At 72.5% G+C, this 22,423-nt stretch carries 17 protein-coding genes; 11 read left to right on the top strand and 6 right to left on the bottom strand.

What is annotated here, in order from left to right; genetic code table 11:
• Positions 1-65 precede the first annotated feature (65 nt).
• From ahpF to ACSRUE_RS13750, 5 genes are all read left to right on the top strand, one after another.
• Complete coding sequence (ahpF, locus tag ACSRUE_RS13770; RefSeq protein ID WP_441291386.1) at positions 66-1,628, top strand: alkyl hydroperoxide reductase subunit F; 1,563 nt, start codon at positions 66-68, stop codon at positions 1,626-1,628.
• A 456-nt stretch (positions 1,629-2,084) separates the two neighbouring features.
• Positions 2,085-3,560 carry an ATP-binding protein gene (locus ACSRUE_RS13765; protein WP_441291385.1) on the top strand — a complete coding sequence of 492 codons (1,476 nt, stop codon included), beginning with the start codon at positions 2,085-2,087 and terminating at the stop codon, positions 3,558-3,560.
• Positions 3,557-3,688 (top strand): hypothetical protein, encoded by a 132-nt coding sequence (locus ACSRUE_RS13760; protein WP_441291384.1) that lies wholly within the window; start codon positions 3,557-3,559, stop codon positions 3,686-3,688. Before ACSRUE_RS13765 ends, ACSRUE_RS13760 begins: the two co-directional genes overlap by 4 nt.
• 2 nt (positions 3,689-3,690) lie before the next feature.
• Positions 3,691-5,073, top strand: a complete 1,383-nt coding sequence (locus ACSRUE_RS13755; RefSeq protein ID WP_441291383.1) for a sigma-54-dependent transcriptional regulator — start codon at positions 3,691-3,693, stop codon at positions 5,071-5,073.
• Between the two features lie 493 nt (positions 5,074-5,566).
• Positions 5,567-6,037, top strand: a complete 471-nt coding sequence (locus ACSRUE_RS13750) for a response regulator (RefSeq protein WP_437764600.1) — start codon at positions 5,567-5,569, stop codon at positions 6,035-6,037.
• 241 nt (positions 6,038-6,278) lie between these two features.
• Here ACSRUE_RS13750 and ACSRUE_RS13745 read toward each other — a convergent pair whose 3' ends face one another.
• Positions 6,279-7,304, bottom strand: coding sequence for a Rieske 2Fe-2S domain-containing protein (locus tag ACSRUE_RS13745; RefSeq protein WP_441291382.1), 1,026 nt, complete (start codon positions 7,302-7,304; stop codon positions 6,279-6,281).
• A gap of 77 nt (positions 7,305-7,381) precedes the next feature.
• Between ACSRUE_RS13745 and ACSRUE_RS13740 the strand changes: the two genes are divergently transcribed.
• The gene (locus ACSRUE_RS13740; RefSeq protein ID WP_441291381.1) at positions 7,382-8,425 is read left to right on the top strand and encodes an AraC family transcriptional regulator; all 1,044 of its coding nucleotides are present in this window, start codon (positions 7,382-7,384) and stop codon (positions 8,423-8,425) included.
• Positions 8,426-8,518: 93 nt separating this feature from the next.
• Here ACSRUE_RS13740 and ACSRUE_RS13735 read toward each other — a convergent pair whose 3' ends face one another.
• Positions 8,519-9,709 (bottom strand): hypothetical protein, encoded by a 1,191-nt coding sequence (locus ACSRUE_RS13735; RefSeq protein ID WP_441291380.1) that lies wholly within the window; start codon positions 9,707-9,709, stop codon positions 8,519-8,521.
• Positions 9,710-10,107: 398 nt separating this feature from the next.
• On the opposite strand from ACSRUE_RS13735, the gene ACSRUE_RS13730 reads away from it, so the two are divergent.
• The 3 genes from ACSRUE_RS13730 (at position 10,108) to ACSRUE_RS13720 (ending at position 14,148) form a co-directional block, all read left to right on the top strand.
• Complete coding sequence (locus ACSRUE_RS13730) at positions 10,108-10,668, top strand: CAP domain-containing protein (protein ID WP_441291379.1); 561 nt, start codon at positions 10,108-10,110, stop codon at positions 10,666-10,668.
• Positions 10,669-10,727: 59 nt separating this feature from the next.
• A complete protein-coding gene (locus tag ACSRUE_RS13725) occupies positions 10,728-11,867 on the top strand; it encodes an acyl-CoA dehydrogenase family protein (RefSeq protein ID WP_441291378.1) in 1,140 nt (379 codons plus the stop codon).
• A gap of 226 nt (positions 11,868-12,093) precedes the next feature.
• The gene (locus tag ACSRUE_RS13720) at positions 12,094-14,148 is read left to right on the top strand and encodes a M3 family metallopeptidase (protein ID WP_441291377.1); all 2,055 of its coding nucleotides are present in this window, start codon (positions 12,094-12,096) and stop codon (positions 14,146-14,148) included.
• Between the two features lie 374 nt (positions 14,149-14,522).
• On the opposite strand, the gene ACSRUE_RS13715 is transcribed toward ACSRUE_RS13720, so the two are convergent.
• Together ACSRUE_RS13715 and ACSRUE_RS13710 are read right to left on the bottom strand one after the other, a co-directional pair.
• Complete coding sequence (locus tag ACSRUE_RS13715) at positions 14,523-16,358, bottom strand: hypothetical protein (protein WP_441293085.1); 1,836 nt, start codon at positions 16,356-16,358, stop codon at positions 14,523-14,525.
• An 820-nt stretch (positions 16,359-17,178) separates the two neighbouring features.
• Complete coding sequence (locus ACSRUE_RS13710; protein WP_157907138.1) at positions 17,179-17,355, bottom strand: hypothetical protein; 177 nt, start codon at positions 17,353-17,355, stop codon at positions 17,179-17,181.
• A gap of 202 nt (positions 17,356-17,557) precedes the next feature.
• Here ACSRUE_RS13710 and ACSRUE_RS13705 point away from each other — a divergent pair, with 202 nt between their 5' ends.
• Positions 17,558-17,887 (top strand): PilZ domain-containing protein, encoded by a 330-nt coding sequence (locus ACSRUE_RS13705; RefSeq protein WP_272104316.1) that lies wholly within the window; start codon positions 17,558-17,560, stop codon positions 17,885-17,887.
• A gap of 445 nt (positions 17,888-18,332) precedes the next feature.
• On the opposite strand, the gene ACSRUE_RS13700 is transcribed toward ACSRUE_RS13705, so the two are convergent.
• Both ACSRUE_RS13700 and ACSRUE_RS13695 read right to left on the bottom strand, forming a co-directional pair.
• Entirely contained in the window at positions 18,333-20,855 is a 2,523-nt protein-coding gene (locus ACSRUE_RS13700) for a hypothetical protein (RefSeq protein ID WP_441291376.1), read from the bottom strand.
• A 16-nt stretch (positions 20,856-20,871) separates the two neighbouring features.
• Entirely contained in the window at positions 20,872-21,477 is a 606-nt protein-coding gene (locus tag ACSRUE_RS13695; protein WP_441291375.1) for a 5-formyltetrahydrofolate cyclo-ligase, read from the bottom strand.
• A gap of 462 nt (positions 21,478-21,939) precedes the next feature.
• On the opposite strand from ACSRUE_RS13695, the gene mscL reads away from it, so the two are divergent.
• Positions 21,940-22,389, top strand: coding sequence for a large conductance mechanosensitive channel protein MscL (mscL, locus tag ACSRUE_RS13690; RefSeq protein ID WP_437764591.1), 450 nt, complete (start codon positions 21,940-21,942; stop codon positions 22,387-22,389).
• The last annotated feature ends 34 nt before the right edge of the window (positions 22,390-22,423 follow it).

Below are 22,423 nucleotides of genomic sequence, written 5' to 3'. Positions count from 1 at the left end.
CGCGTGCCGCGGCGGCGCCCGACAGCGCTCGTGACCCGCTCGTATTCGACGGAAGGAACGCAGCCATGCTCGAAGACTCCATCAAGACCCAGCTCCGCGACGTCCTCGGACGGCTGACCCGTCCCGTCGCGGTCACCGCCTTCGTCGACGACTCGCAGGGGTCGGAGGAGATGCGCGCGCTCCTGCGCGACGTCGCGAGCGCCTCGTCCCTCATCGAGCTCCACGAGCGGCGCGAGGGCGAAGGGCGCACGCCGTCGTTCGGCATCCACTCCCCCGGCGAGGAGCCGCGCGTGATCTTCGCGGGGCTCCCGCTCGGTCACGAGCTCACCTCGCTGATCCTCGCGCTCCTGCACGTCGGTGGCCATCCGCCGCGGGTGAGCGCCGAGGCGCTCGAGCAGATCGCGCGGCTCGACGGCGAGCTCCGGTTCGAGACCTACTTCTCTCAATCGTGCCAGAACTGCCCCGACGTCGTGCAGGCGCTGAACCTGATGGCGGCCAGGAACCCGAGGGTTCGCCACGTCGCCGTCGATGGCGCCCTCTTCCAGGGCGAGGTCGAGCAGCGGAAGATCATGGCCGTGCCGACCGTCTTTCTGAACGGCGAGCCCTTCGGCCAGGGTCGGATGGAGATCGAGCAGATCCTCGCCAAGCTCGACGACGGCTCCGCCGTGAAGAAGCGCGTCGAGGCGCTCGACCAGCGCAAGCCGTTCGACATGCTCATCGTCGGCGGCGGGCCCGCCGGCGCCTCGGCGGCCATCTACGCGGCGCGCAAGGGCCTCGACACCGGCATCGTCGCCGAGCGCTTCGGCGGGCAGGTGATGGACACCCTCGCCATCGAGAACCTCATCTCGGTCGTGGAGACCGACGGGCCCAAGCTCGCGGCGGCGCTCGAGCAACACGTGCGCGCGTACCCCGTCGAGCTCATCAAGCACGAGCGCGTCGCGTCGATCACGCCCGGCTCGCCGTTCGAGCTGCGCCTGGCGAGCGGCGCCACGCTCCGCGCGAAGAGCGTCGTGCTGGCGACGGGCGCCCGGTGGCGCGACATGAACGTCCCCGGCGAGGCCGAGTACCGGACCAAGGGCGTGACGTACTGCCCGCACTGCGATGGACCGCTGTTCAAGGGCAAGCGAGTGGCCGTCATCGGCGGCGGCAACTCCGGCGTCGAGGCGGCGATCGATCTCGCGGGCGTGGTCGGCCACGTCACCCTGCTCGAGCTCACCCCCGCCCTCCGCGCCGACGCGGTCCTCGTTCGGAAGCTCAAGAGCATGCCCAACGTCGAGATCATCACGCGCGCGCGCACGACCGAGGTGGTGGGCGACGGGCAGAAGGTCGTCGGGCTCCGCTGGGAGCACACCGAGACGAAGGAGCAGCGCCAGATCGAGGTCGAGGGCGTGTTCGTGCAGATCGGCCTCCTCCCCAACACCGGGTTCATCAAGGGGACGGTGGAGCTCAACGGCCTCGGTGAGGTCGTCGTGAACGACCGCGGGCAGACGTCGGTGCCCGGCCTCTTCGCCGCCGGCGACATGACGACAACGCCGTTCAAGCAGATCGTCGTCGCCCTCGGCGACGGCGCGAAGGCCGCCCTCGGGGCCTTCGAGCACCTCATCCGCGCCAGCGCGCCGGCGGACTGAGCGCCCTCCGGCCGAGGTTCGACGCGCGAGCTCGCCTGCGATCACGAGCTCAGCCACGCCTCGGACCGGAGCCGATCGACGAGGAAATCCACGAACGCGCGCACCCTGACCGCCGCCCGCCGGCCCTCCGGGTGACGACATGGATGGGGACCGGGGGGGGCTCGTGCGCAGCGAGCACGATCGAGAGGCGCCCGGCGGCTCCTGCGGTTCCACGTGGCCGAGGGCGCCTGGCGGGAGGACGCGCTGCCGCTGCGCTGGTCGGCGCCGGTGCCCGCGCCGCAGCTCGCGGCGACCGGCTCGTGGGAGGACGTGGCGCGCAGGTGACGCCGCGGCCCGCGGGGGCCCGTCCAGGGGAGTTTTGCCCCATCGGGGCGATCCGGGGCGGGCCCGGGCCGGTCAGCGTGCGGACGGACACCTTGAGAACGCGTACGCGTCCTGCATCCTACCGGCGACCTCATGCGACTCGCCAGCAAGCTCACCCTCGCCCTCGTCCTCGTGATGTGCGCGGCGCTCAGCCTGTACGGCTACCTCTCCGTCCGGCGCGAGCGGGCGCTCTTCGAGGCGGACATGCGGCGCGACGAGCACCTCATCGGCATCGCGCTCCGCGCGGCGGTGGTCGAGACGTGGCGCCGGGACGGGATGGGGGAGGCGCTCCAGCTGCTCGACGAGATGAGCGAGCGCGACGACGGCGTGCGCTTCCGCTGGGTGTGGCTCGACGCGCCGGCCGGGGATCGCTTCGCGCCCGCGCTGCCCGCCGCCGAGATCGAGGATCTCTCGCGGGGCACCGAGGTGTTCCGGATCGAGCGCAAGGGCGACAAGAGCGGGCGCTTCTACACGTACGCGCCCGTCGGGGTGGAGCCCGAGCGCGTCGGCGCCATCGAGATCTCCGAGTCGCTCGAGGAGGAAGAGGCGTACGTCCAGGCGAGCGTGGTCAACACCGTGGCCACCATCATCGCCCTCGCGGCGCTGAGCGGGCTCCTGGCGATGACCTTCGGGCAGGTCCTCGTCGGGCGCCCGACGCGGCGGCTCGTCGACAAGGCGCGGCGGATCGGGGAGGGCGACCTCGGCGGGCCGCTGCTCCTGCCGCAGCGCGACGAGCTCGGGCGGATCGCCGACGAGATCAACGCGATGTGCGAGCACCTGGCCGAGGCGCGCGAGCGCGCGGGCCGCGAGACGACCGCGCGCATCGCGGCGCTGGAGCAGCTCCGGCACGCGGATCGGCTCACCACCGTGGGCAAGCTGGCGTCGGGGCTCGCGCACGAGCTCGGCACGCCGCTCAACGTGGTGGGCGGCCGCGCCAAGATGATCGCGCGCGGCCTGCCGCAGGAGGAGGCGGCGGAGAGCGCGCGCATCATCGCCGAGCAGGCGGACCGGATGACGAAGATCATCCGGCAATTGCTGGACTTCGCGCGTCGCCGGGTGGCGCAGAAGGCGCCGGCCGATCTCGCGCACATCGCGCGCCAGACGCTGGCGCTGCTCGAGCCCCTCGCCCGGAAGCGGAGCGTGACGCTCCGCCTCGACGAGGCGAGCGGCGGGGCGGCGCGCGCCGAGGTGGACTCGGGGCAGATGCAGCAGGTGCTCACGAACCTCATCATGAACGGCATGCAGTCGATGAAGCGGGGCGGCGAGCTCACCGTGCGGGTGGAGCGCGCCCGCGCGCGCCCGCCGGCCGACCACGGCGGCGCCGAGGGCGAGCACGTCGCCGTCCGGGTGACCGACGGCGGGGAGGGGGTCGCGCCCGAGAACATCCTCCGCATCTTCGAGCCGTTCTTCACCACGAAGGACGTCGGCGAGGGCACGGGCCTCGGGCTGAGCGTGTCCTACGGGATCGTGCGCGAGCACGGGGGCTGGATCGGCGCGGAGAGCGAGCTCGGCAAGGGCTCGACGTTCACGGTGTACCTCCCGCCGAGCGGCCAGGAGGACGCAGGATGACGCGAGCCCGGCGGCCGCGGGCCGAGGGCGCGCTGGCCGGGGCGGCCGCCGCGGCGCGGCTGGCCGCGGGCGGGGCGCTGTACTACGCGAGTTATCGAGGAGAGATGGCGGGCGAGCCATCGAGGTGACCATGGGCAGGCGAGCGCTGATCATCGACGACGACGAGGCGATGTGCGCGTGGCTCTCGGCGGACCTGCGGTCGCGCGGCGTCGAGGCGACGACCAGGACCTCACCGGCGGAGGCGCTCGCGCTGCTCGAGGCGGACGAGGGCTTCGACGTCATCCTGACCGATCTGAACATGCGCGGGATGGACGGGATCGCGGTCTGCGGGCGGGCGGCCGAGATCCGGCCGGACGTGCCGGTCGTGGTGATCACCGCGTTCGGCAGCATCGAGACCGCGGTGCAGGCGATCCGCGCGGGCGCGTACGACTACGTGACCAAGCCGGTCGACATCGAGGCGCTGGCGCTGGCGCTGGAGCGGGCGATCGCGCACCACGCGCTCAAGGCCGAGGTGCGGCGGCTGCGCCGCGCCGTGGCCGGGCCCGGCGGGTTCCCGGACCTCATCGGCCGGAGCGCCGCGATGCGGGGCGTGCAGGACCTGATCGAGCGCATCGCCGACGCGGACGCGACGGTGCTCATCACCGGCGAGAGCGGGACGGGCAAGGAGGTCGTCGCGAAGGCGATGCACGCGCGGAGCCGCCGCAAGGAGGGGCCGTTCGTGGCGATCAACTGCGCGGCGGTGCCGGAGTCGCTGATCGAGAGCGAGCTCTTCGGGCACGTGCGGGGGGCGTTCACCGACGCGCGCACGGCGCGCGCCGGGCTGTTCGTCGAGGCGAACGGCGGGACGCTGCTGCTCGACGAGATCGGGGAGCTGCCGCTCGCGGTGCAGCCGAAGCTGCTCCGCGCCCTCCAGGAGCGCCGGGTGCGCCCGGTGGGCGGGAACGCGGAGGTGCCGTTCGACGCGCGCATCATGGCCGCGACGAACCGCGACCTGGACGAGGCCGTCGAGGCGCGCCGCTTCCGGGAGGACCTGTACTACCGGATCAACGTGCTCCACGTGGAGCTGCCGCCCGTGCGGGCGCGGGGCAGCGACGTGCTGCTGCTCGCGCAGCGCTTCATCGAGGATTTCGCCACGCGCTGGGACAAGGAGGTGGTCGGCCTGTCACCGGCGGCCGCCGAGCGGTTGCTCGCGTACACGTGGCCGGGCAACGTGCGGGAGATCCAGAACTGCATGGAGCGGGCGGTGGCGCTCACGGCGTACCCGGAGATCACGGTGGAGGACCTGCCGGCGAAGATCCGGGAGCACCGGCCGTCGCACGTGCTCGTGGCGGGGGACGACCCGTCCGAGCTGGTGCCGCTCGAGGAGGTGGAGCGGCGGTACATCCTGCGGGTGCTTGAGGCGGCGGGCGGGAACAAGACGCTGGCGGCGAGGATCCTGGGGCTGGACCGGAAGACGCTGCACCGGAAGCTGGAGCGGTGGGAGCCGGGCGCCGGGGGGACGAAGGGGAGCTGAGGCGCGGAGGAATACCCCGGGCGGGGAACGACGCCCCACCCCGGATGGCCGACGCGGGGGTCGCCGCCGGTCCGCTGCAACCCGCCCGTCCGCCGCAACCTGGGTGGCGCCTGCTGCCTCAACCTTGCTGCCTCAACCTCGGTCGGTTCCGGCCAGCCCCCCAACCCGGGTCGGTTCCGGGCCACCTCAACCTCGGTCGGTTCCGGCCAGCCAGCCCCCCAACCCGGGTCAGTTTCGGGTCACCTCAACCTCGGTCGGTTCCGGCCAGCCCCCCAACCCGGGTCGGTTCCGGGCCACCTCAACCTCGGTCGGTTCCGGGCCACCCAACCCGGGTCGGTTCCGGATCACCTCAACCTCGGTCGGTTCCGGGCCCCCCAACCCGGGTCGGTTCCGGCCACCCAACCCAGCCACCTCAACCCGGGTCGGTTCAGGACGGTCGCCGGCGGGCGGCACGCGGCCTGCAGTACAGGCCTCCCACCAAGGAGAGAGCCCGATGCCCCCCGACTCGATGCGCGGTCTTGCCTCGATCCTGAATACGCCCCCCGCGCCGGTGCCGTGCGTCCACCCCGGCGCGCCCCCCATCCGCGTGCTGCTCGCCGAAGACGACAGGGAGTTGCGGCTGCTCCTCGCCACCGCCCTCCGCCGCGACGGCTACGAGGTCCTGGAGGCGCACGACGCCAAGCACCTCCTCGAGTTGATGGGCGAAGCGCTCGTCTCCGGGAACGGCGCCCCGGTCGATGTCGTGGTGAGCGACATCCGGATGCCAGGCGCGAGCGGGCTCGATCTGCTGGCCGGGCTGCGCCGCGACGACTGGACGACGCCGGTGGTCCTCATCACCGCGTTCGGCGACCCGGAGACGCACGCGGAGGCCTACCGCCTCGGCGCCGACGCGGTGCTCGACAAGCCGCTCGACGTGGACGATCTGCGGCTCGTGGTCCAGACCCTCGTCTCGACGCGCGGCTGACGCACCACGCAGCCCCCCGCGCCGCCCCACGCCGCGGTCACACCAATGGCCCGCCGCCCCCCCACGCTCCTCGCGCATCTCGCGATCACAGACATCACGAGATGGCGCGTAGGTGGGGCCCTATCGACGAGCAACTGGCCTGCACACGCCCCTTGTCAGGAGCGCGCCAGTTGACCGCTGGATAGGTTTTCAACATCGTCGTAGAGCAGATCCGTGCGATCGTGAATTGCCCGGCGCCGCCTCACCCCGCCTCGACCGGCAGCCGGCGCGGCTCCCCCGCGCGCTGCGCCTTCAGCCGCGCCCGCCGCATCTTGTGCCACGCGAGGATCCCCGCGTCCGCGCGCACGAAGCGGCACGCGTCGAGATCCGCGTCGCGCGGCTCCGAGGACGCGAGCATCCGCTCGTCGCCCGGCTGGATCAGCCAGAACTCCGCCCGCAACCCGAGCCACGCGAGCAGCCGCCCGATCACCGGAATCGGCACGTAATACCGCCCCACGATCGCCGTCCGCTCCGCGTCGATCGGCGCGCACCCCGCCATGCCCACCACGCGCTTCCCGAACGAGAGGCGCAGCACGCCCGGGAAGCGCACCTCCATCTCGAACCTCCACCCCCGACGGCCGTCCCACGGCTCCCCGTCGTCGTGGCGCAGCACCGCCTCGGCGTGGATGACATCGCCGTCCACGCGGACCTCGCAAGGGTCGAGCATCGCGCCGACGCCGGGGACCCAGGGGCGGTGCGCGAACGGCAGGTGGTGGAGGTCGAGCATGCCCTCCATCGCGCGCGCGAACGGCACGTCCCAGTCGATCGACGCCGTGTGGGCGTGCCGCTCGTCCGGCGGCAGGCCATCGAACCAGGGCACCGGCGGCAGCTCGGCCGGCCGCTCGCCCCAGAAGAGCCACACGAAGCCCCGGTGCTCCCGCGCCTCGTACCGGGTCAGCGCGAGCGCATCCCCCGCGCCGCGCGCGCCCGCGCCGCGCCCCTCGCACGGGATCGCGACGCAGCGCCCGTCCGAGGCGAACCGGAAGCCGTGGTACGGGCACTCGATCGCCCCGTCCACGACCCGCCCCATGCCGAGGTCCGCGCCGCGGTGCGGGCAGCGCGCCCGCGCCGCGACCAGGGCGCCGCGCTCGTCCCTGAACAGCACGAGCCGCGTCCCGAAGCGCTCGACGGCGACCGGCCGCTTGCCCACACTGGCCGCGTCCGCGATGATGTACCAGGCGCCCTCGACGAACGCGCCGCGCCCTTCCTCGATGCCGTGCTTTCGCATGATGCTCCTCCGATCGCCCGGAAGCCTGGGGCCTGCCCGGCCGGGGAGCCGTGACAGCGCGCGCCACAAGGGCTGACATGCGGCGCCAGGCCCCGCGGGCGCCCGCCCCGACGATCTGGGCCCGCACCGCCGCGCAGCTCGCGGACCACGCCGCGGAGCGCGGGGCGGATCGGCGGGCGCTGCTCGAGGCCGCGGGGCTCGCCGGCGCGGCGCTCGCCGATCCGGACGCCCGCGTGCCGCTCGCGGCGTTCTATGCGCTCATCGAGGCGGCCGTGGCGGCGACCGCCGATCCGCACCTCGGCCTCGACTTCGCGGCGCGCTTCGAGCCGGAGCACTTCGACGCGCTCGGCTTCCTGGCCATGAGCAGCCCGACCCTCGGAGAGTCGTTCCTCCGGATGCTCCGCTACCAGCAGATCTGGAACGAGGGCGAGCGCCACACGCTGGAGATCCGCGGGCGCCGCGCGCACCTCGGGTTCGTGCCCTTCGGGCCCGACCGGCCGGCCCACGGCCAGCTCGCGGAGATGTTCGCGTTCGACGTGCTCGTGAACGCCGGGCGCATGTGCGGCGCGCCGCTCCAGGCGCTCGCGGTGCGCTTTCGCCACGCGCCGGCGGGTGATCCGGAGGAGAAGGCGCGGCGGCTCGGCTCGCCGGTGCTCTTCGAGGCGCCGGCCACCGAGCTGGTCCTGCCGGTGGAAGAGCTCGCCCGCCCGCTGCCGCACGCGAACGAGGTGCTCGCCGCGTTCCTCGAGCGCCACATGAGCGCCGCCGCGGCGCGCCTGCCGGGCGCGGCGCCGCCCGCGCTGTCCGACCGGGTGCGCGCGCTCCTCGGCGAGCGGCTGCGCGAGGGGGTCGACCTGGGCGCGCTCGCGGCGCGCCTGCGGATGAGCCCGCGCACGCTCCAGCGCCGCCTCGGCGACGAGGGAACGTCGGTCCACGCCCTGCTCGACGAGGTCCGGCGCGGCCGCGCTGCGGCGCTCCTCGACGCGGACATGGCGATCGGCGAGGTGGCGTATCTGCTCGGCTATTCCGAGCCGAGCGCGTTCCACCGGGCGTTCCGGCGCTGGACCGGCGTGACGCCGGAGGCGTTCCGCGCCCGGACCAGGGGCGCAGCGCCGCGGTGAGCGGCCTGCGCCAGCGGCTGGCCTGACGGGTCCTTCACGCGCGCCCGGCCGCGGCCTGCGCCGCTGCCGGGCCTGCACTCGAGGGCCCTGCGCTCACGGGCTCGGGGGGGCGATCTCCAGCTTCGCCATCACGCTGCCGCTGCCCGCGATGCCCGCCTGGATGTTCTCGACCGCCTGCGTGATCGCATTGGTGGCCGGGATGAGGCACGCCCCCGCCTTCACGCTGCCCGTGGCCGCGCCCTCGAGGTGGCCGCCCGCCTCGACCACCGCCTGGGCGCTGGCGAGGAGCAGCTCGCCGCGCGCGTGCGCGACGACGAGGAGCCGCGGCAGGTTCGCCTTGAGCGTCGCGATCGCCGCCTCGACGTCGGCCCCACCCTCGATGTTGACCGCGGGCTCCCTGCAGCTGGCCTTCGCGCTCGCGCTCGCCTCGCAGGAGCCGCTGCACTCCGCGGACCCCTGGCACTCGGCGCTCGGCGGCTTGAGCTCGGCCTTGCACTTCGGCGCCTTGAACTGGACGTCGCACGAGCCCGAGCAATCGGCGTTGCACTGCACCTCTGCCTCGGCCGCGAACGCGCACGAGCCACGGCACTCGCCCGTGCAGGTGCCCTGGCACTCGCCGCGGCAGTCGCCGCCGGCGGTCGTCGCGGAGCACTCGCCGTCGCACGTGCCCTCGCACGTCCCCTGGCACGTGCCCTCGCAGTGGACCGCCAGGTTGGCCGAGCCCTCGCACGAGCCGGTGCACTTCCCCTCGCACCGCCCCGAGAGCTGGCCGGGATCGCAGCGCGCGACGACCTCCGCCGGGGTCAGCTGGCACTCGACGTTGGCGCTGCACCTCGCCTCGCAGTTCGCCTGCACGCTCGCGTCGACCGTGCAGCTCGGCGGCTGGAAGGTGATCGACAGGCCGGCCGTCGCGTCCCCGAGCGCGTCGACGGCGAGCTCACACCATTGCTCCGCCCGTTCGTTCGGCTTCGTCGCCGTGATCGTCGCGACGTCCGCGCCGAGGTCCAGCGCAATCGCCTGGCAGGCGCTCGTCACGTCCGCCACGATGGCGCCCGCGGCGCCCGTGAAGTCCGACACGGACTGCATGAAGGCACCATAATTGAGCTCTGCTTCGCCCTCGAGACCCCATTCCACCGTGGCGAGATCGGCGCCCGGCGTGAAGTCGCGACAGCAGACGTCATTCTGCAGCTCCGAGACCTTGTCACACCCCATCGCCGGGATGACGGAGAGCCCCGCCAGCGCCAGCGGGAATGCCGCGATTCGCCACGTCACACGGATATTCATCGGGAAACTCCTTCGTTCTTTGTCGGGCATGCAGCTGGTGCGGGACTGCCACGGAGAGCGGTGAACCCCCATGAGGGAGCACACTCGCCTCCGAGCTCGGCCTGCGGCCGCCTCCGAAGCAGGGCGACAATAGCTCATAGATCGACCCACATGACAAGGCCCATGCTGCGGAATTGTTGCTCGTCTCGACGTCACCCTAGGGCGAAGCCCGTCAGCACGGGAGCCAACGACGACGAGATCTGTTGATGTTCATGCCGACGGCAGTGGTAGGAAGAACGCCCGGTCGCCGCCGTCCAGGCAGCGCTGCGGGCGCGCCATGACACGGCACGTCGTGGGCTCAACCAGCCATCATCGAATCGCCGTTGCAGAGCTCGGTCGAGCCGTAGGACAATGGCCCCGTGAAGACGCTCGGCCCACGGCTCCCCCGGTTCGTGCAGCTCTCTCTCCTGCTCGCCCTGACGGCCGGTTGCGGCGCCTCGTCCGACGACGAGGGCCCGACGAGCGGCCAGGCCGCCGGCGAGCCGCCCAGGATGACCGGGATGACGGCGGCCCACAACGCCGCGCGCGCCACCGTCGACCCGCCCGCCGATCAGCCGGTGCCCCCTCTCTTGTGGTCGCCCGAGATCGCCGCGGTGGCTCAGGCCTATGCCGCCCGGTGCATATTCGGCCATAGCGCGAGCGATTATGGAGAAAACATCTTCGCGTCGACCGGCGCGTCACCCACACCGGAGGATGTCGTCGCTTCGTGGGTCGACGAGGCGGCCAACTACGACCTTGCGAGCAATGCCTGCAGCTCCACCTGCGGCCATTACACGCAGGTGGTATGGGCCGACTCCCTGCGGCTCGGCTGCGGGGTCGCCGATTGCACGACCGGCTCGCCGTTCGGCGGTGGCACCTGGCAGATCTGGGTGTGCAACTACGATCCTCCCGGCAATTTCGCCGGAGAGCGCCCCTACTGAGCGCGCGCGCCGTCCTCGTCTCCTCCCCGCCCCTCGCCGGCTCTGGTATCGCAGCGACGATGGACTTCGGGTGGACCCCTTCCCAGCGCGCCGTCCACGACCGCATGCGGGCCCTCGGCGCGGAGGCCGACGCCGCGGCCCCGGACGATCGCATGCGCGTCCTCGCCCGGGGCGGCGCCCTCGGCCTGCCGATCGCCCGCGATCTCGGCGGCGAGGGCCTCGACCTCGTCACGACGGCGCTCGCCTACGAGGGCCTCGGCGCGACGCTGCGCGACGGCGGCGTCCTGCTCGCCGCGGGGGCGCACCTCTTCGGCGTGGCGCTCCTGCTCGCGCGCGTGGGCACGCCCGCGCAGCAGCGCGCGTGGCTGCCGCCGATGGCGAGCGGCGCGTGCATCGCGACGGTCGCCGCGACCGAGGCCGGCGCGGGCTCGGACGTCGCGTCGGCGCAGGCCAGGGCCGACCGCACGGACGCCGGCTACCGGCTCACCGGCGACAAGCGGTACGTGACCTGGGCCGACCGGGCCGACGTGTACCTCGCGATCGCGCGCGACGGCGGCGGCCGCGCCGGAGGGGCCCCGGCGCGCGGCCTCACCGCGCTGCTCGTCCCCCGCGCCGCGGGCGAGGGCGCCGCGCGCATCCTCCCCGGCGCGCCGCTCGCGACCGCGGGCCTCCGGGGCGCGCGGCTCGCGCCCGTCTCGTTCGCCGGCTGCGAGGTCGGCCACGACGCGCTCCTCGGCCGCGCCGGCGCCGGCCTCGCCGTCTTCCAGATCGCGATGACCTTCGAGCGCGCGCTCATCCTCGCCTTCCGCCTCGGCGCCATGGAGCGCGCCCTCGGCGACGCCGTCCGCTTCGCCCGCGAGCGCGAGATCGGCGGCCAGGCGATCGCCCGCCACCAGGCCGTCGCGCACCGCCTCGCGCAGATGAAGCTGCGGCTGGAGACGTCGCGGCTGCTCATCTACCGCGCCGCGTGGGCGCTGGACCAGGGCGAGCGCGGCCAGGCCGAGGCCGCGCTCGCGAAGTGGCACACGGCGGACTCGGCCGTGGCGTCCGCGCTCGACGACCTCCGGCTCCGCGGCGGCGCTGGCTACCTCGAGGAGAGCGGCCTCCCCTCCGCCATCGACGACGCCCTGGGCGGCAGCATCCATTCGGGGACGTCCGACGTGCTCGCCACGATCGTCGCGCGGTGGCTGGGCGTCTAGCCGCTCGCCCGCGCTTCACCTCGTCTCACCGAGCTCCGCCCTCGCCGTGACATCAGGCCCCCGGGGAGGGCGCTCGGCCCCCTTCCATCCACCATGGAAGAACTTGGACGACGAACTACTGGCCAACCCTCGCCGGCGCCTTTACCAAGGTAGGGCTGCGCGGACCGGCCGAGGGTCGCCGGCTCGCGCCCGCCCGCCGGCCCCATCAAGCCCAACCAGGAGCGATATGACCGAAGCGACCGACAATCCCCTGCTCACTCTCGGCTTCGAGATCCCGTTCGATCGCATCCGGAGCGAGCACGTAGAGCCCGCGGTGCGCGCGCTGCTGCAGGACGCCCGCGCCCGGCTCGACGCGCTCGTCGCGGCGCCCGGCCCCCGCACCTACGGCAACACCCTCGCCGCGCTCGAGGCCGTCACCGAGCGGCTCGACCGCGCCATGAACGTCGTCTCCCACCTCGAATCGACGTCCACCACACCCGCGCTGCGCGCCGCGTACAACGCCGTCCAGCCGGAGGTCAGCGAGTTCCTGAGCGGCATCGCCCTCAACGAGGGCGTCTACGGCGCGCTCAAGGCGTACGCGGCCACGCCCGAGGCCGCGGCGCTGACGGGCCCACAGCGCCGCTTCCTGAAGAAGACCCTCGATGATTTCCGGAGGAGCGGCGCCGAGCTCGACCCGGTCGGCAAGAAGCGCCTCTCCGAGATCGACGTCGAGCTCGCCACGCTCACCCTGCGCTTCTCGCAGAACGTGCTCGACGCGACGAACGCCTTCGAGTTCGTGGTCGAGGACGCCGCCCGCCTCGCCGGCCTGCCGCCGAGCGCGGTCGAGGCGGCCCGTCAGGGCGCGAAGGACAGGGGCATCGAGGGTTACCGCTTCACGCTGCAGGCGCCGAGCTACATCCCCGTGCTCACGCACCTCGACGACGGCGCTATCCGCGAGCGCTTCTACCGCGCCTTCAACACGCGGGCGACCGAGGCCGACCACGACAACCGGCCGCTCATCCGCCGCATCCTCGAGCTCCGCGGGGAGAAGGCGAGGCTGCTCGGCTACGCGAGCTTCGCCGATCTCGTGCTCGAGGACCGGATGGCGAAGACGGGCGCCGCGGCGCGCCGCTTCGTCGACACGCTGCGGGCGCGCACCGAGCCGGTCTTCGCCCGCGAGAAGGAAGATCTCGCCGCCTTCCGCCGCGAGATCGAGGGCCCGGACGCGCCGCCGCTCGCGCCGTGGGACGTCGCCTACTACGCCGAGAAGCTCCGCCGCGCCCGCTACGATTTCGACGACGAGGCGCTCCGCCCGTATTTCCCGCTGGATCGCGTCGTCTCCGGCCTGTTCGAGATCGCCCACCGCCTCTACGGCGTGCGCATCGCGCCCTGGCAGGCCGCCCCCACGTGGCACCCGAGCGTCCGCGCCTACCAGCTCGTCGAGCCGAACGGCGCCCAGAGCGCCGCCTTCTATCTCGACTTCGTGCCGCGCGAGCAGAAGCGCGACGGCGCCTGGATGCACGGGCTCGTCACGGGCGCGCCGAGCGAGGACGGGCGCGCGGCCGGCGAGGACGCGCGCCACCTCGAGGTCCTCGCGGGCAGCTTCACCCCGCCGGTCGGCGGCCGCCCCGCGCTGCTCAACCACCGCGAGGTCGAGACGCTGTTCCACGAGTTCGGCCACATGATGCACCACGCCTCGAGCCGGGTGCCGATCCGGAGCCTCGCCGGCACCAACGTCGCCTGGGACTTCGTCGAGCTCCCCTCGCAGATCATGGAGAACTGGTGCTGGGAGCGGGACGCGCTCGATCTCTTCGCGCGCCACCACGAGACGGGCGCGCCCGTCCCCGACGACCTGCTCCAGCGCATGCGCGCGGCCCGCACGTTCCGCGCGGGCGCCGCGACGATGCGGCAGCTCGGCTTCGCCGAGATCGACCTCGCGCTCCACATGGACTGGACCGGAGAGCAGGGCGATGTCGTCGAGTTCGCGCGCGAGGTCCTCGGGCGTTACTCGCCCGTCCCGCTGCCCGAGGGCTACGCCATGATCGCCGGCTTCTCGCACCTCTTCTCGAGCCCGGTGGGCTACGCAGCGGGCTATTACTCGTACAAGTGGGCCGAGGTGCTGGACGCCGACGCCTTCTCCCGCTTCCAGGAAGAGGGCCTGTTCAGCCGGAAGGTGGGCGACGCGTTCCGGAGCCAGATCCTCGCGCTCGGTGACACGCAGGACCCGATGGATCTCTACAGGAGCTTCCGCGGCCGCGAGCCCACCCTCGACGCCCTGCTCCAGCGCAGCGGCCTCGCCTGAGCCTCCGGGGCGGCCCGGCGCCGCGTCCATCACGGCCACCCCCAAACTCCCTCTCTGGCCATGTGACCGAGCGGCGCTTTCGTGAGGCGTCAAGCAGGCTCGTTCGGTCATGCTCAGGGCGCAAAGCATGGTTATCGCCTACGCCCCATCGGCCTCCGTGGGCGCGAGGAGGCCGTGTTCTTCGCGCGGCGCGGGGAGCGTCGATGTCTGAGCCCAAATGAAAAAGCTCCTCCGGTGAAGCCGGAGGAGCTTTGTCTCAGGTGAGTCCGGCGGGGTCCCCGCGCCGCGCGAAGAACACCGTCTCCTCGCGCCGGGCCCCTCGGGCGACCGCCTCGAGGAAGCGCCGGCGCTCGTCGCGCCGGCCCCCCGTGGGATCACTGGATCTTGAAGTTGCAGGCCGACAGCGTGGCCGTTCCGATCGTCTGCGTCATCGCCCAGTTCGCGAGCGAAGCGACGCTGGCCTGCTCGGACCTGAACGCGTAGTTGCTCGCGAGCTGCACCTCGGTGCCGTTCTTCGGCCGGATGTACACCGAGTACCGCTTCGCCGCCACGTCGACCACCATCCGGACGGTATAGGTCGTCCCGCCGGTGTACGGGAACACCCGGAGCGCCTGGTACCTCGCGCCGTTCCGGACACGGACATTGCCTTCCTCGTCGAAGATGACGATCGCGGCGAGCTGGGTCCACTGGCTCGCGGAGCCGCTCGAGAGGCCGACCACGGCGTCGATCTTCGACGCGCTCGGCGTCACGTCCCAGGTCGCCGTGAAGGTGCCCCGCTGGGTCGAAGGCAGCGACGAATTGAACCATTGGCCAGCGTTGACGACCGAGCACACCGGAGTCGGGGTGGGCGTGGTCGGCGTGGGCGTGGGCGTCGTCGGCGTGGGCGTCGGCGTGGTCGGCGTGGGCGTCGGCGTCGTGGTCGTCGTCCCGAACTCGAACGCGCCGATGTCGACCGCGCCCACGGCCGTCCGCCGCTGCGCGGAGCCGACGGCCGCGAGCGCCGCCTTCGGCGGGTGGTAGAGCGGCATCGCGAGCGGCGACGGGAACGTGCGCCCCGAGATCCCCGTCGTCGAGCTGACCCCCGCGTTCCGCAGCGGGCTCGTCGAGAGCAGCGTCACGTCGCGGTTGCCGATGCTCGTGAAGCCGGGATCGCTCACGATCAGCGTCCCCGTGAAGCCGGAAGGCACCGTCGTGCCCGTGGGCACGGCGTTGTTGACGCCCTTGATGAGCGGGCTGCCGGTCTTCCAGCTCGCGTCGTCACGGAAGACCTGAACGCTCCCGCCCCCGACGCGATGGAAGATGTTGTTGTGGAGCTCGATGCTCTCGATGCCATCGAACAGGTGGATCGCCGCGCTCGACCCCGCCATCAGCAGGAACGTGTTGTTCACGAACCGATACCGCCCGTTGGTGTCGCCGGTGCCGTCGCCGCCGACGCGGATCACGTACTGCGTGTGCGTCTTGCGGAAGACGTTGCCGACCACATCGGAGTCCTCCCGCGCGAGCCCCGGATCCTGCCCGTCGGGGCCGATGAGCTCGAGGTCCTTGTAGAGCCCGCCCTCGATCCAGTTGTAATAGATCTCGTTCCGCTCCGCGCGGGTCTTCACCGCGTTGCCACCGATTGCGTCGTGGATGTAACTGTGCTGCATCCGGAACACGGAGCCCGGGTAGGCGGACTCATCCGTCGCGATGTAGATCGGGTGCTTCTGCGTACCGCTACCGCATTTATAGACCTCCACGTATTCCACCAACAGCGAACCCGAATCGCTGTCGGCGCCCAGGATCCCGTGCGCTGGGCAATCGTGGATCACGGAGTCACGGATGGTGACATCGTGCCCGTGCTGGAAGATGCACCTCGAGGTGCCGCCCGTCACATCGAACCCCTCGAAGACGATGTGGTTCGCGTTGATCTCGATCGTGTTGGTGCCGCCCTTCAGGACGGGGCGCTTCCCGCCGACGCGAACGCCGCGGATCGTGATCTTCGAGGTGGGCGTGCCCCATTTCGTGAGCCTGATGTTGCCCGAGTACGTGGCGTTTCCGTCGACCTCCACCACGTCGCCCGGCTGCAGTCTGCTGGCTACATCACCGATGGTCTTGTAGGTGCGCGTGGGACCAACTTGATACGTCGTGCCGGCCGCCTGCTCCTCCGCGTCCAGCTCCTCTGCGGTCACGTCCTCGTCGAGCGGCGCGCAGCCGAAGCCGACGATCGACATCGCCAACAGGGAAGCGATGACCTTACCGGCGGCAATCGACAGCGACCCAAAGCCTTGAGAAATTGAATGCATGGCTTTATCTCCCCCGGCGTCGTCAAACCCCTGTGGTGAACAGGACCGTAACGGGCGAAAGCACCAGGGGGCAGAAGTGGAGCCTCCCGCTGCGTGCCTTCGCGCCGCGAACCATCGGTGCAGACCATTCAGCACCAGAGGGGCGGATACCGGCGCTCTCGTGAAACAACTTATTCCCGGATTAACACGACGGGTCAAGACGAAATGCTTTCGAAAACGAAACGAACACCCAATTAGGTCGCACACCTCGGCCGCTTTTCACATCGCGGTTGCAAATTTTCGATGCAGAACTGCAATGCGCAGTCCGTCCGCTGATGTAAGGAAGGTATAGAGAAGTGGTCGTCCGCTCGCTTGAATGCAGACGAAATCCCCGGGGAAATGTGGGTGAACCCCCAATGCGACAGCGTTCTCCATGTCGACCAAACACCTTTACCTACCTTGCCCCTGCATTCGCTATCTCGGCCGCGGCGCCTGTGACCCGAGGGAGGTCGCGCGCTTCCTCGGCGACACCGCTGCATCGCAAGCAAGAAGACAGCTCGCAGCCCTGCTCGATCGCTTGGCGGAGGATCCGCCGTGCGCGTCGCGGCTGGCCTGCCGCGACGCGCGCGGCACGGGCTCGCGGGAGATCGTGGAGAGGGACGACGGGCCGGCGTTCGACGGGGAGATCGGCGGCGTCCGCGCGGCGTCGCGCTGCTCGCCGCGCGGGGGAGATCGGCGGGAATCGGCGGGCGCGCGCGCGTGCGAGCGGTCAGCGCCTCCCCTTGAAGCCCATCATCTGCTGCACCACCGCCTCGCTCTCCTCGGCGATCGCGCCCTCCTGCGCCGCGCGGTCGGCGCAGTCCTCACAGACCTTCTTCTTCTTGCTTCCGACCTTGATCGTCTTGAGCTCGTCGACCTCGTTATCGCATTCCCGGCACGTGGGCATCGCCACACCTTCCTTTCGACGGGCCAGCATATCGCACCGATCCCGCGCGCGCCGAGATCGCTCCCCCGCGCCCCGAGCGGACAGCGCCGAGATCGCGCCCCGGCGCCGCGAGCGGACCGCGCGGCTCGCCCGCCCGATGTTTGGCCCGGACGAGCCCCGCGACCTAGGATCGCCGCGTCACGAGGACACCAAGGAGGCTTTCATGGATCGGAGGCAGGGCGCGCGCGCGCAGGTCGACTTCCCCGTCTCGGCGCTCGTCGATGGCCACCGGCACCGGTGTCGCGCGATCGATCTCTCCCCCACGGGCATGGTCGTCGAGCGCGCGCCCGCGCTGGCAGGCCGGGCGCTGCCCGCCGTGACCCCGTTCGAGCTCGACCTCGGGGTCGGGCGCCCCATCCGGCTGCGCGCCCGCCCGGTCTGGGACCGCGACAACCTGCTCGCCGTCCGCTTCGTGGTCATGAGCGACGCCGACCGGCTCACCATCGCCGAGCACCTCGACCAGCGCGCCCACCGCCGCGAACCCCTCCATTAGAGCGGCGGTCACCCGCTTCGGATACGGGCCCACCTCGACGTTTTCGGTGCTCAGCGCACCGGAGTGCGCTTCCGCGCCGAAAACGCCGATCTGGGCCCGTCTCCTGTGCGGGAGACCGCCGCTCTGCTGCGGCTCTGGATGGGGCAGAGAGGGGGCGGAAACCGCTGGAGATGGGGCAGAGGGCCGGGGGGAACGCCTTGAGACGGATGGGTGGGGGACGTCCTCGACACGATGCTCGTTTGCAAGGATGAAATCGCAGGAGTGCAACGCCGGGAGGATGCGCCCGGGACATCTATGCGAATTTTAAATCTATTTCCGTCTTCTCGCGGTGGCATGTGAGCTGCTAGTTCACGGGCGAGCGTTGCTGGTGCGGCCTCTCCCCCCCTAGGCCCCGGCGACGCTTTTTTTTTGTCGCTCGCCGGAGCGACGAGCGGTGGGGCACGCGCTACGTGCGTGGCTCTCGTCGTCGGCGCGCAGCGGAGATCGACGGCCGCGGAATGCCGGCGGCAGAGCGGCGAAGCTCGTCGAGCGCGTGCTCGGGCAGGCGCGGCGCGCGCGGCTCGGCGGCGTCTGGCTCGGGTGGGGCGGGCGCGCGGGCGCCCAGGTACGGCCAGAGGCTCTCGCGGATGGGCGCCGGCAGGACGTTCTCCAGGTACTCGAGCGCGGTCCCGCGGAGGTGGGCGTCGTCGGCGTGGAGCGCCCTGTAGGCGATCTCGAGCGGCTCGCGCTCGAGGCAGAGCGAGAGGACGCGGAACACGTGCTCCAGGCTGCGGCTCGTCCGCTCGACGAGCCATCGCTCGGCCAGCGGCGCCTCGACCGGGGGCGCGACGCCGGGGGGCTGGGCGTCCCACACCCGGCGGCCGATCGCGATCTCCCGCATCGCCGCCTCGATCACGTCGTCGCGCCGCAGGTGGATCGGCGCGCGCTGCTGGAGGAGCCGCGCGAGCGCGACGCCGCACTGAAAACGCACCTCGAAGCGCTCGTCGGCGAGGCCCAGGAGCAGGCCGTCGGCGGCGCGCTGGGTGGGACAGGCCTGGAGCACCCGCGGGATGCGGCGCCGGAGGGCGACGCTCACGGACGGATCGAGGAGCGCGTCGGTGAGCTGGCCGGTCGCGCGGGGGGCGACGGCGCGGAGCGCCCGGATCGCCTCGGAGGTGAGCCCCTCGCGCTCGAGGAGCGGGAGGAGGTGCGGCACGAGCGCGGGGTCCGGCTCCCGGACGAGCGCCCGGCGGATCCGCTCGGGATCGCCGGAGCGCAGGTCGGCCGTGGCGGCGAGCACCGGATCGGACGCCAGCGCGGCCGACGCGGCGCGCGCGGACAGCGGCCCATCGACGCCCCTGCGATCATCCGCCGGAGGCCGCGGCGAGTCCCCGGGGGCGGGGCCGGAGAGCGAGGCGCGGCCGGAGAGCGGTGAGCGGCCGGAGAGCGGCGGGCCGGGGTGCGACGTGCGCTCGCCGTCGGCGGGAGCGCGCCCGGCGTCGTGCCGCGCCGCCGCGGCGCTCCGGAGCGCGGCGAGCTCGGTGAGGACCTTGTCGCGGCTGAGCGCGTCAACGGTGCCGCTCAGGGTGCGGCGGGTGGTCGCGTCGACGACGTTCGTCGGGTCGAGCGAGACGGCGCCGGAGCGCAGGCTGCCCTCGAGCGCGGCGACGTAGCCCCGGTGCAGCCGAGGCGTGAAGAGCAGCGTGACGCCCGCGGCCGCCGCGCCGAGGCCGAGCAGCAGCGGGAGCGATCCGCCCGGAGCGAGCACGAGCAGGGCCATCGCGAGGCCGCTGCCCGCCGCGGTGCCGATGCGGTCGAAGCCGACGTCGATGAGCGTCTTGATCGACCGCTTCTGGTCCGGAGGCAGGGGCGTGTAGAGCAGCTCGTAGCCCGACCGGAACAGCGAGTTCCGCAGCACCGCCTCGGTCGCGCGGACGATGGAGGCGGCCCAGAGCCGCGGCGCGACCACGACGGAGAGGGTGCTCGCGACGACCGCGGCCGGGAGGATGCCGATGGTGGCGGCGAGCCCGAGCCGGTCGAGCGAGAAGGTGGCGGCGAGCGACTGCACGAGGAACGACAGCACGCTCACCGAGAGGTGGAAGAGCGCGAAGAACGAGAGCAGCGCGTTGCGGTCGGTCATCGCGGCGGCCGCCTCGGCGCTGAGGGCCACGTCGAACAGCGCGCCGCTCACGGCGCCGAGCCCGACGAGCAGGCCGAGGTCGCGCAGGTGGCTGTTGTCGCGCAGCGCGGCGAGCCCCGACCCGCCGGCGCCAACCTGGGTGCGCCCTGCCTCAACCTGGGTGCGCCCCGCCTCAACCTGGGTGCGCCCTGCCTCAACCTGGGTGCGCCCCGCCTCAACCTGGGTGCGCCCCGCCTCAACCTCGGTGCGCCCTGCCCCGCCGGTGGCGCGGGCCGCGCGCGCGAGGCCGGCGCCCAGGTGGTGGGTCGCCCAGGCGGTGAGCGCGCTCACCGCGGAGAGGGCGAGGAGCATCGTCGGGGCGTCGATGAGGCGGCTGGCGCGCCAGGCGAACAGGCCGCCGATCACGCCGCCGACGGTCCCGCCGCCCGCGATGCGCCCGATGGAGTGGCGGGCGGTGTGGGGGTCGAAGCGCTCGTTGACGAGCGACCAGAAGGCGGAGATGAGGGTCGCGCCGAAGACGGCGATGTGCAGGTAGAAGACGAGGGCGGCGGCGCCGGGCGCGCGCCGGGCGAGGGCCCACTCCAGGGCGAGGAGCACGGAGCTCGCAGCGAACGTGGCCGGGACGACGCGCGCGGGGGAGAGCTGGAGGAGCGCGCGCGAGAGCAGGACGACGGCGGCGAACGACAGGGCCGCGCCGGCGGCCATGACCTTGGGGACGTCGGCCGCGCCGAAGCTGGCGAGGAAGAGGGCGTCACGGGTCGCCCGGCCGGCGACCTGCTGGGCGATCATCGCGCCCGAGGCGATGGCCGCGAGGAGGACGGGCCTGTCGCTCGCGATGTCCTCTCCCACCTGCGCCCTGGGCATCCTAGGCGGGTTCGGCGACGAGCACGCGGGCGTCGGTGACGATGGTCCCGAGCGGGACGTCGCCCGGGGTCGCCGGCACCTCGGCGATGAGCTGGAAGTCGAACACGACGCCCACCGCATGCGCCGGGGGGCAGAAGCGCGGCAGGGTGCTGTCGTAGTAGCCGGCGCCATAGCCGATCCGGTGCCCCCGGGCGTCGATCTGCAGGGCGGGCACGACGATGACGTCGAGCGCCGCGGCCTCCTCGTCGGTCGCCCCGGGCTCGCGGAAGCCGAGGCCGCGCTCCTCCATGGCCTCGGGGTCCTCGACGAAGCGGAAGGTCATGGCGCGCGACTCGGGGTCGACGGAGGGGTACGCGACCCGGGCGCCGCGGGCGCGCAGCAGCGGATCGAGCTCCCGGAGGTCGACCTCGTTGCGCCCCTCGATCGGGTAGAAGAGCGCGACCCGCCGGGCCGCAGCGAGGGCCGGCAGCTCCGCGAGCGCGCGCTGGATCCGGCGCGATCGCTCGAGGATGGCGTCGCGGGGGATGGAGCCGCGGAGGGCCCGAGCGCGCTTCCGCAGCTCGGCTTTGGCGCGGTAGCGCAGGGCGGCCTCGGCGTCGGGGTCCATGGCTCGGTGGTTCCTCCGGCGCGCATCCTAGAGAGCCGCCCCGGGCCGGGAAACCGCCATGTGCGAAATCGGTGGGAGGTGGCGCAGTTGGCCCCAGGTGTGGCGCTCTTGCACGGGGGCGGGGCGGCGGCCGCGCTGCGAGCGCGGGGAAGCCGACGGGCGGGGGCCCGACGCGCGGCGGGGAGCGGGCGGAGAGCGGGGAGGGAGCGCGGGGCGAGCGAGGAAGCGCGCGGGAGCGCGGCAGGCAACGCGCGGAGGGCGCCAGTTGCGGGCGGCTAGCCAGGGTGAGCCCACGGACGAGCCCGGTGGCACCGTTCGTGCTGCTGGCGGCGGCTGCGCGGAGGGCGGCGACCGCCGCTGCCGCGCGGTCCGCACGGGCGTCTGGTAGCGTCCTGATCGCGGAGAGATGATACCGGAGCGGTGCGATCGCGAGGGCAGGAGCCCCCGACGCCGGAGGAAGCGATGTTCTGGGAGGATTTCAAGAAGTTCGCGGTTCGTGGCAATGTCGTCGACATGGCCGTGGGCGTCGTGATCGGCGCGGCGTTCGGCAACATCGTCAAGACGCTGGTAGATCACGTGATCATGCCGCCGATAGGCCTCCTGACGGGCGGCATCGATTTCAGCCGGCACTACATCGTCCTGAAGCCCCCGAGCGGGCCCGGTCCGTACGCGACCCCCGAGGAGATGGTGAAGGCCGGCGCGGTGCTCCTCCAGTACGGGGTCGTCATCAACAGCCTGGTGAGCTTCTTCATCGTCGCGCTCTGCGTCTTCCTCCTGGTGCGGCTCATGGGGAAGCTTCAGAGACAGCACGCGGAGGAGGTGACGACGAAGGAGTGCCCCGAGTGCGCGATGAGCATCCCCATCAAGGCGGTGCGCTGCGGGCACTGCACGGCGGCGCTGGAGGGCGCGTGACGCGAAGCGGAGAGGTCACCGCGTGGCTGGCGCG

It is taken from the genome of Sorangium sp. KYC3313, from assembly GCF_052075895.1.
In the GTDB taxonomy this organism is placed as follows: Bacteria; Myxococcota_A; Polyangia; order Polyangiales; family Polyangiaceae; genus Sorangium; species Sorangium cellulosum_B.
This window is presented reverse-complemented; position numbering and strand designations above follow the sequence as displayed.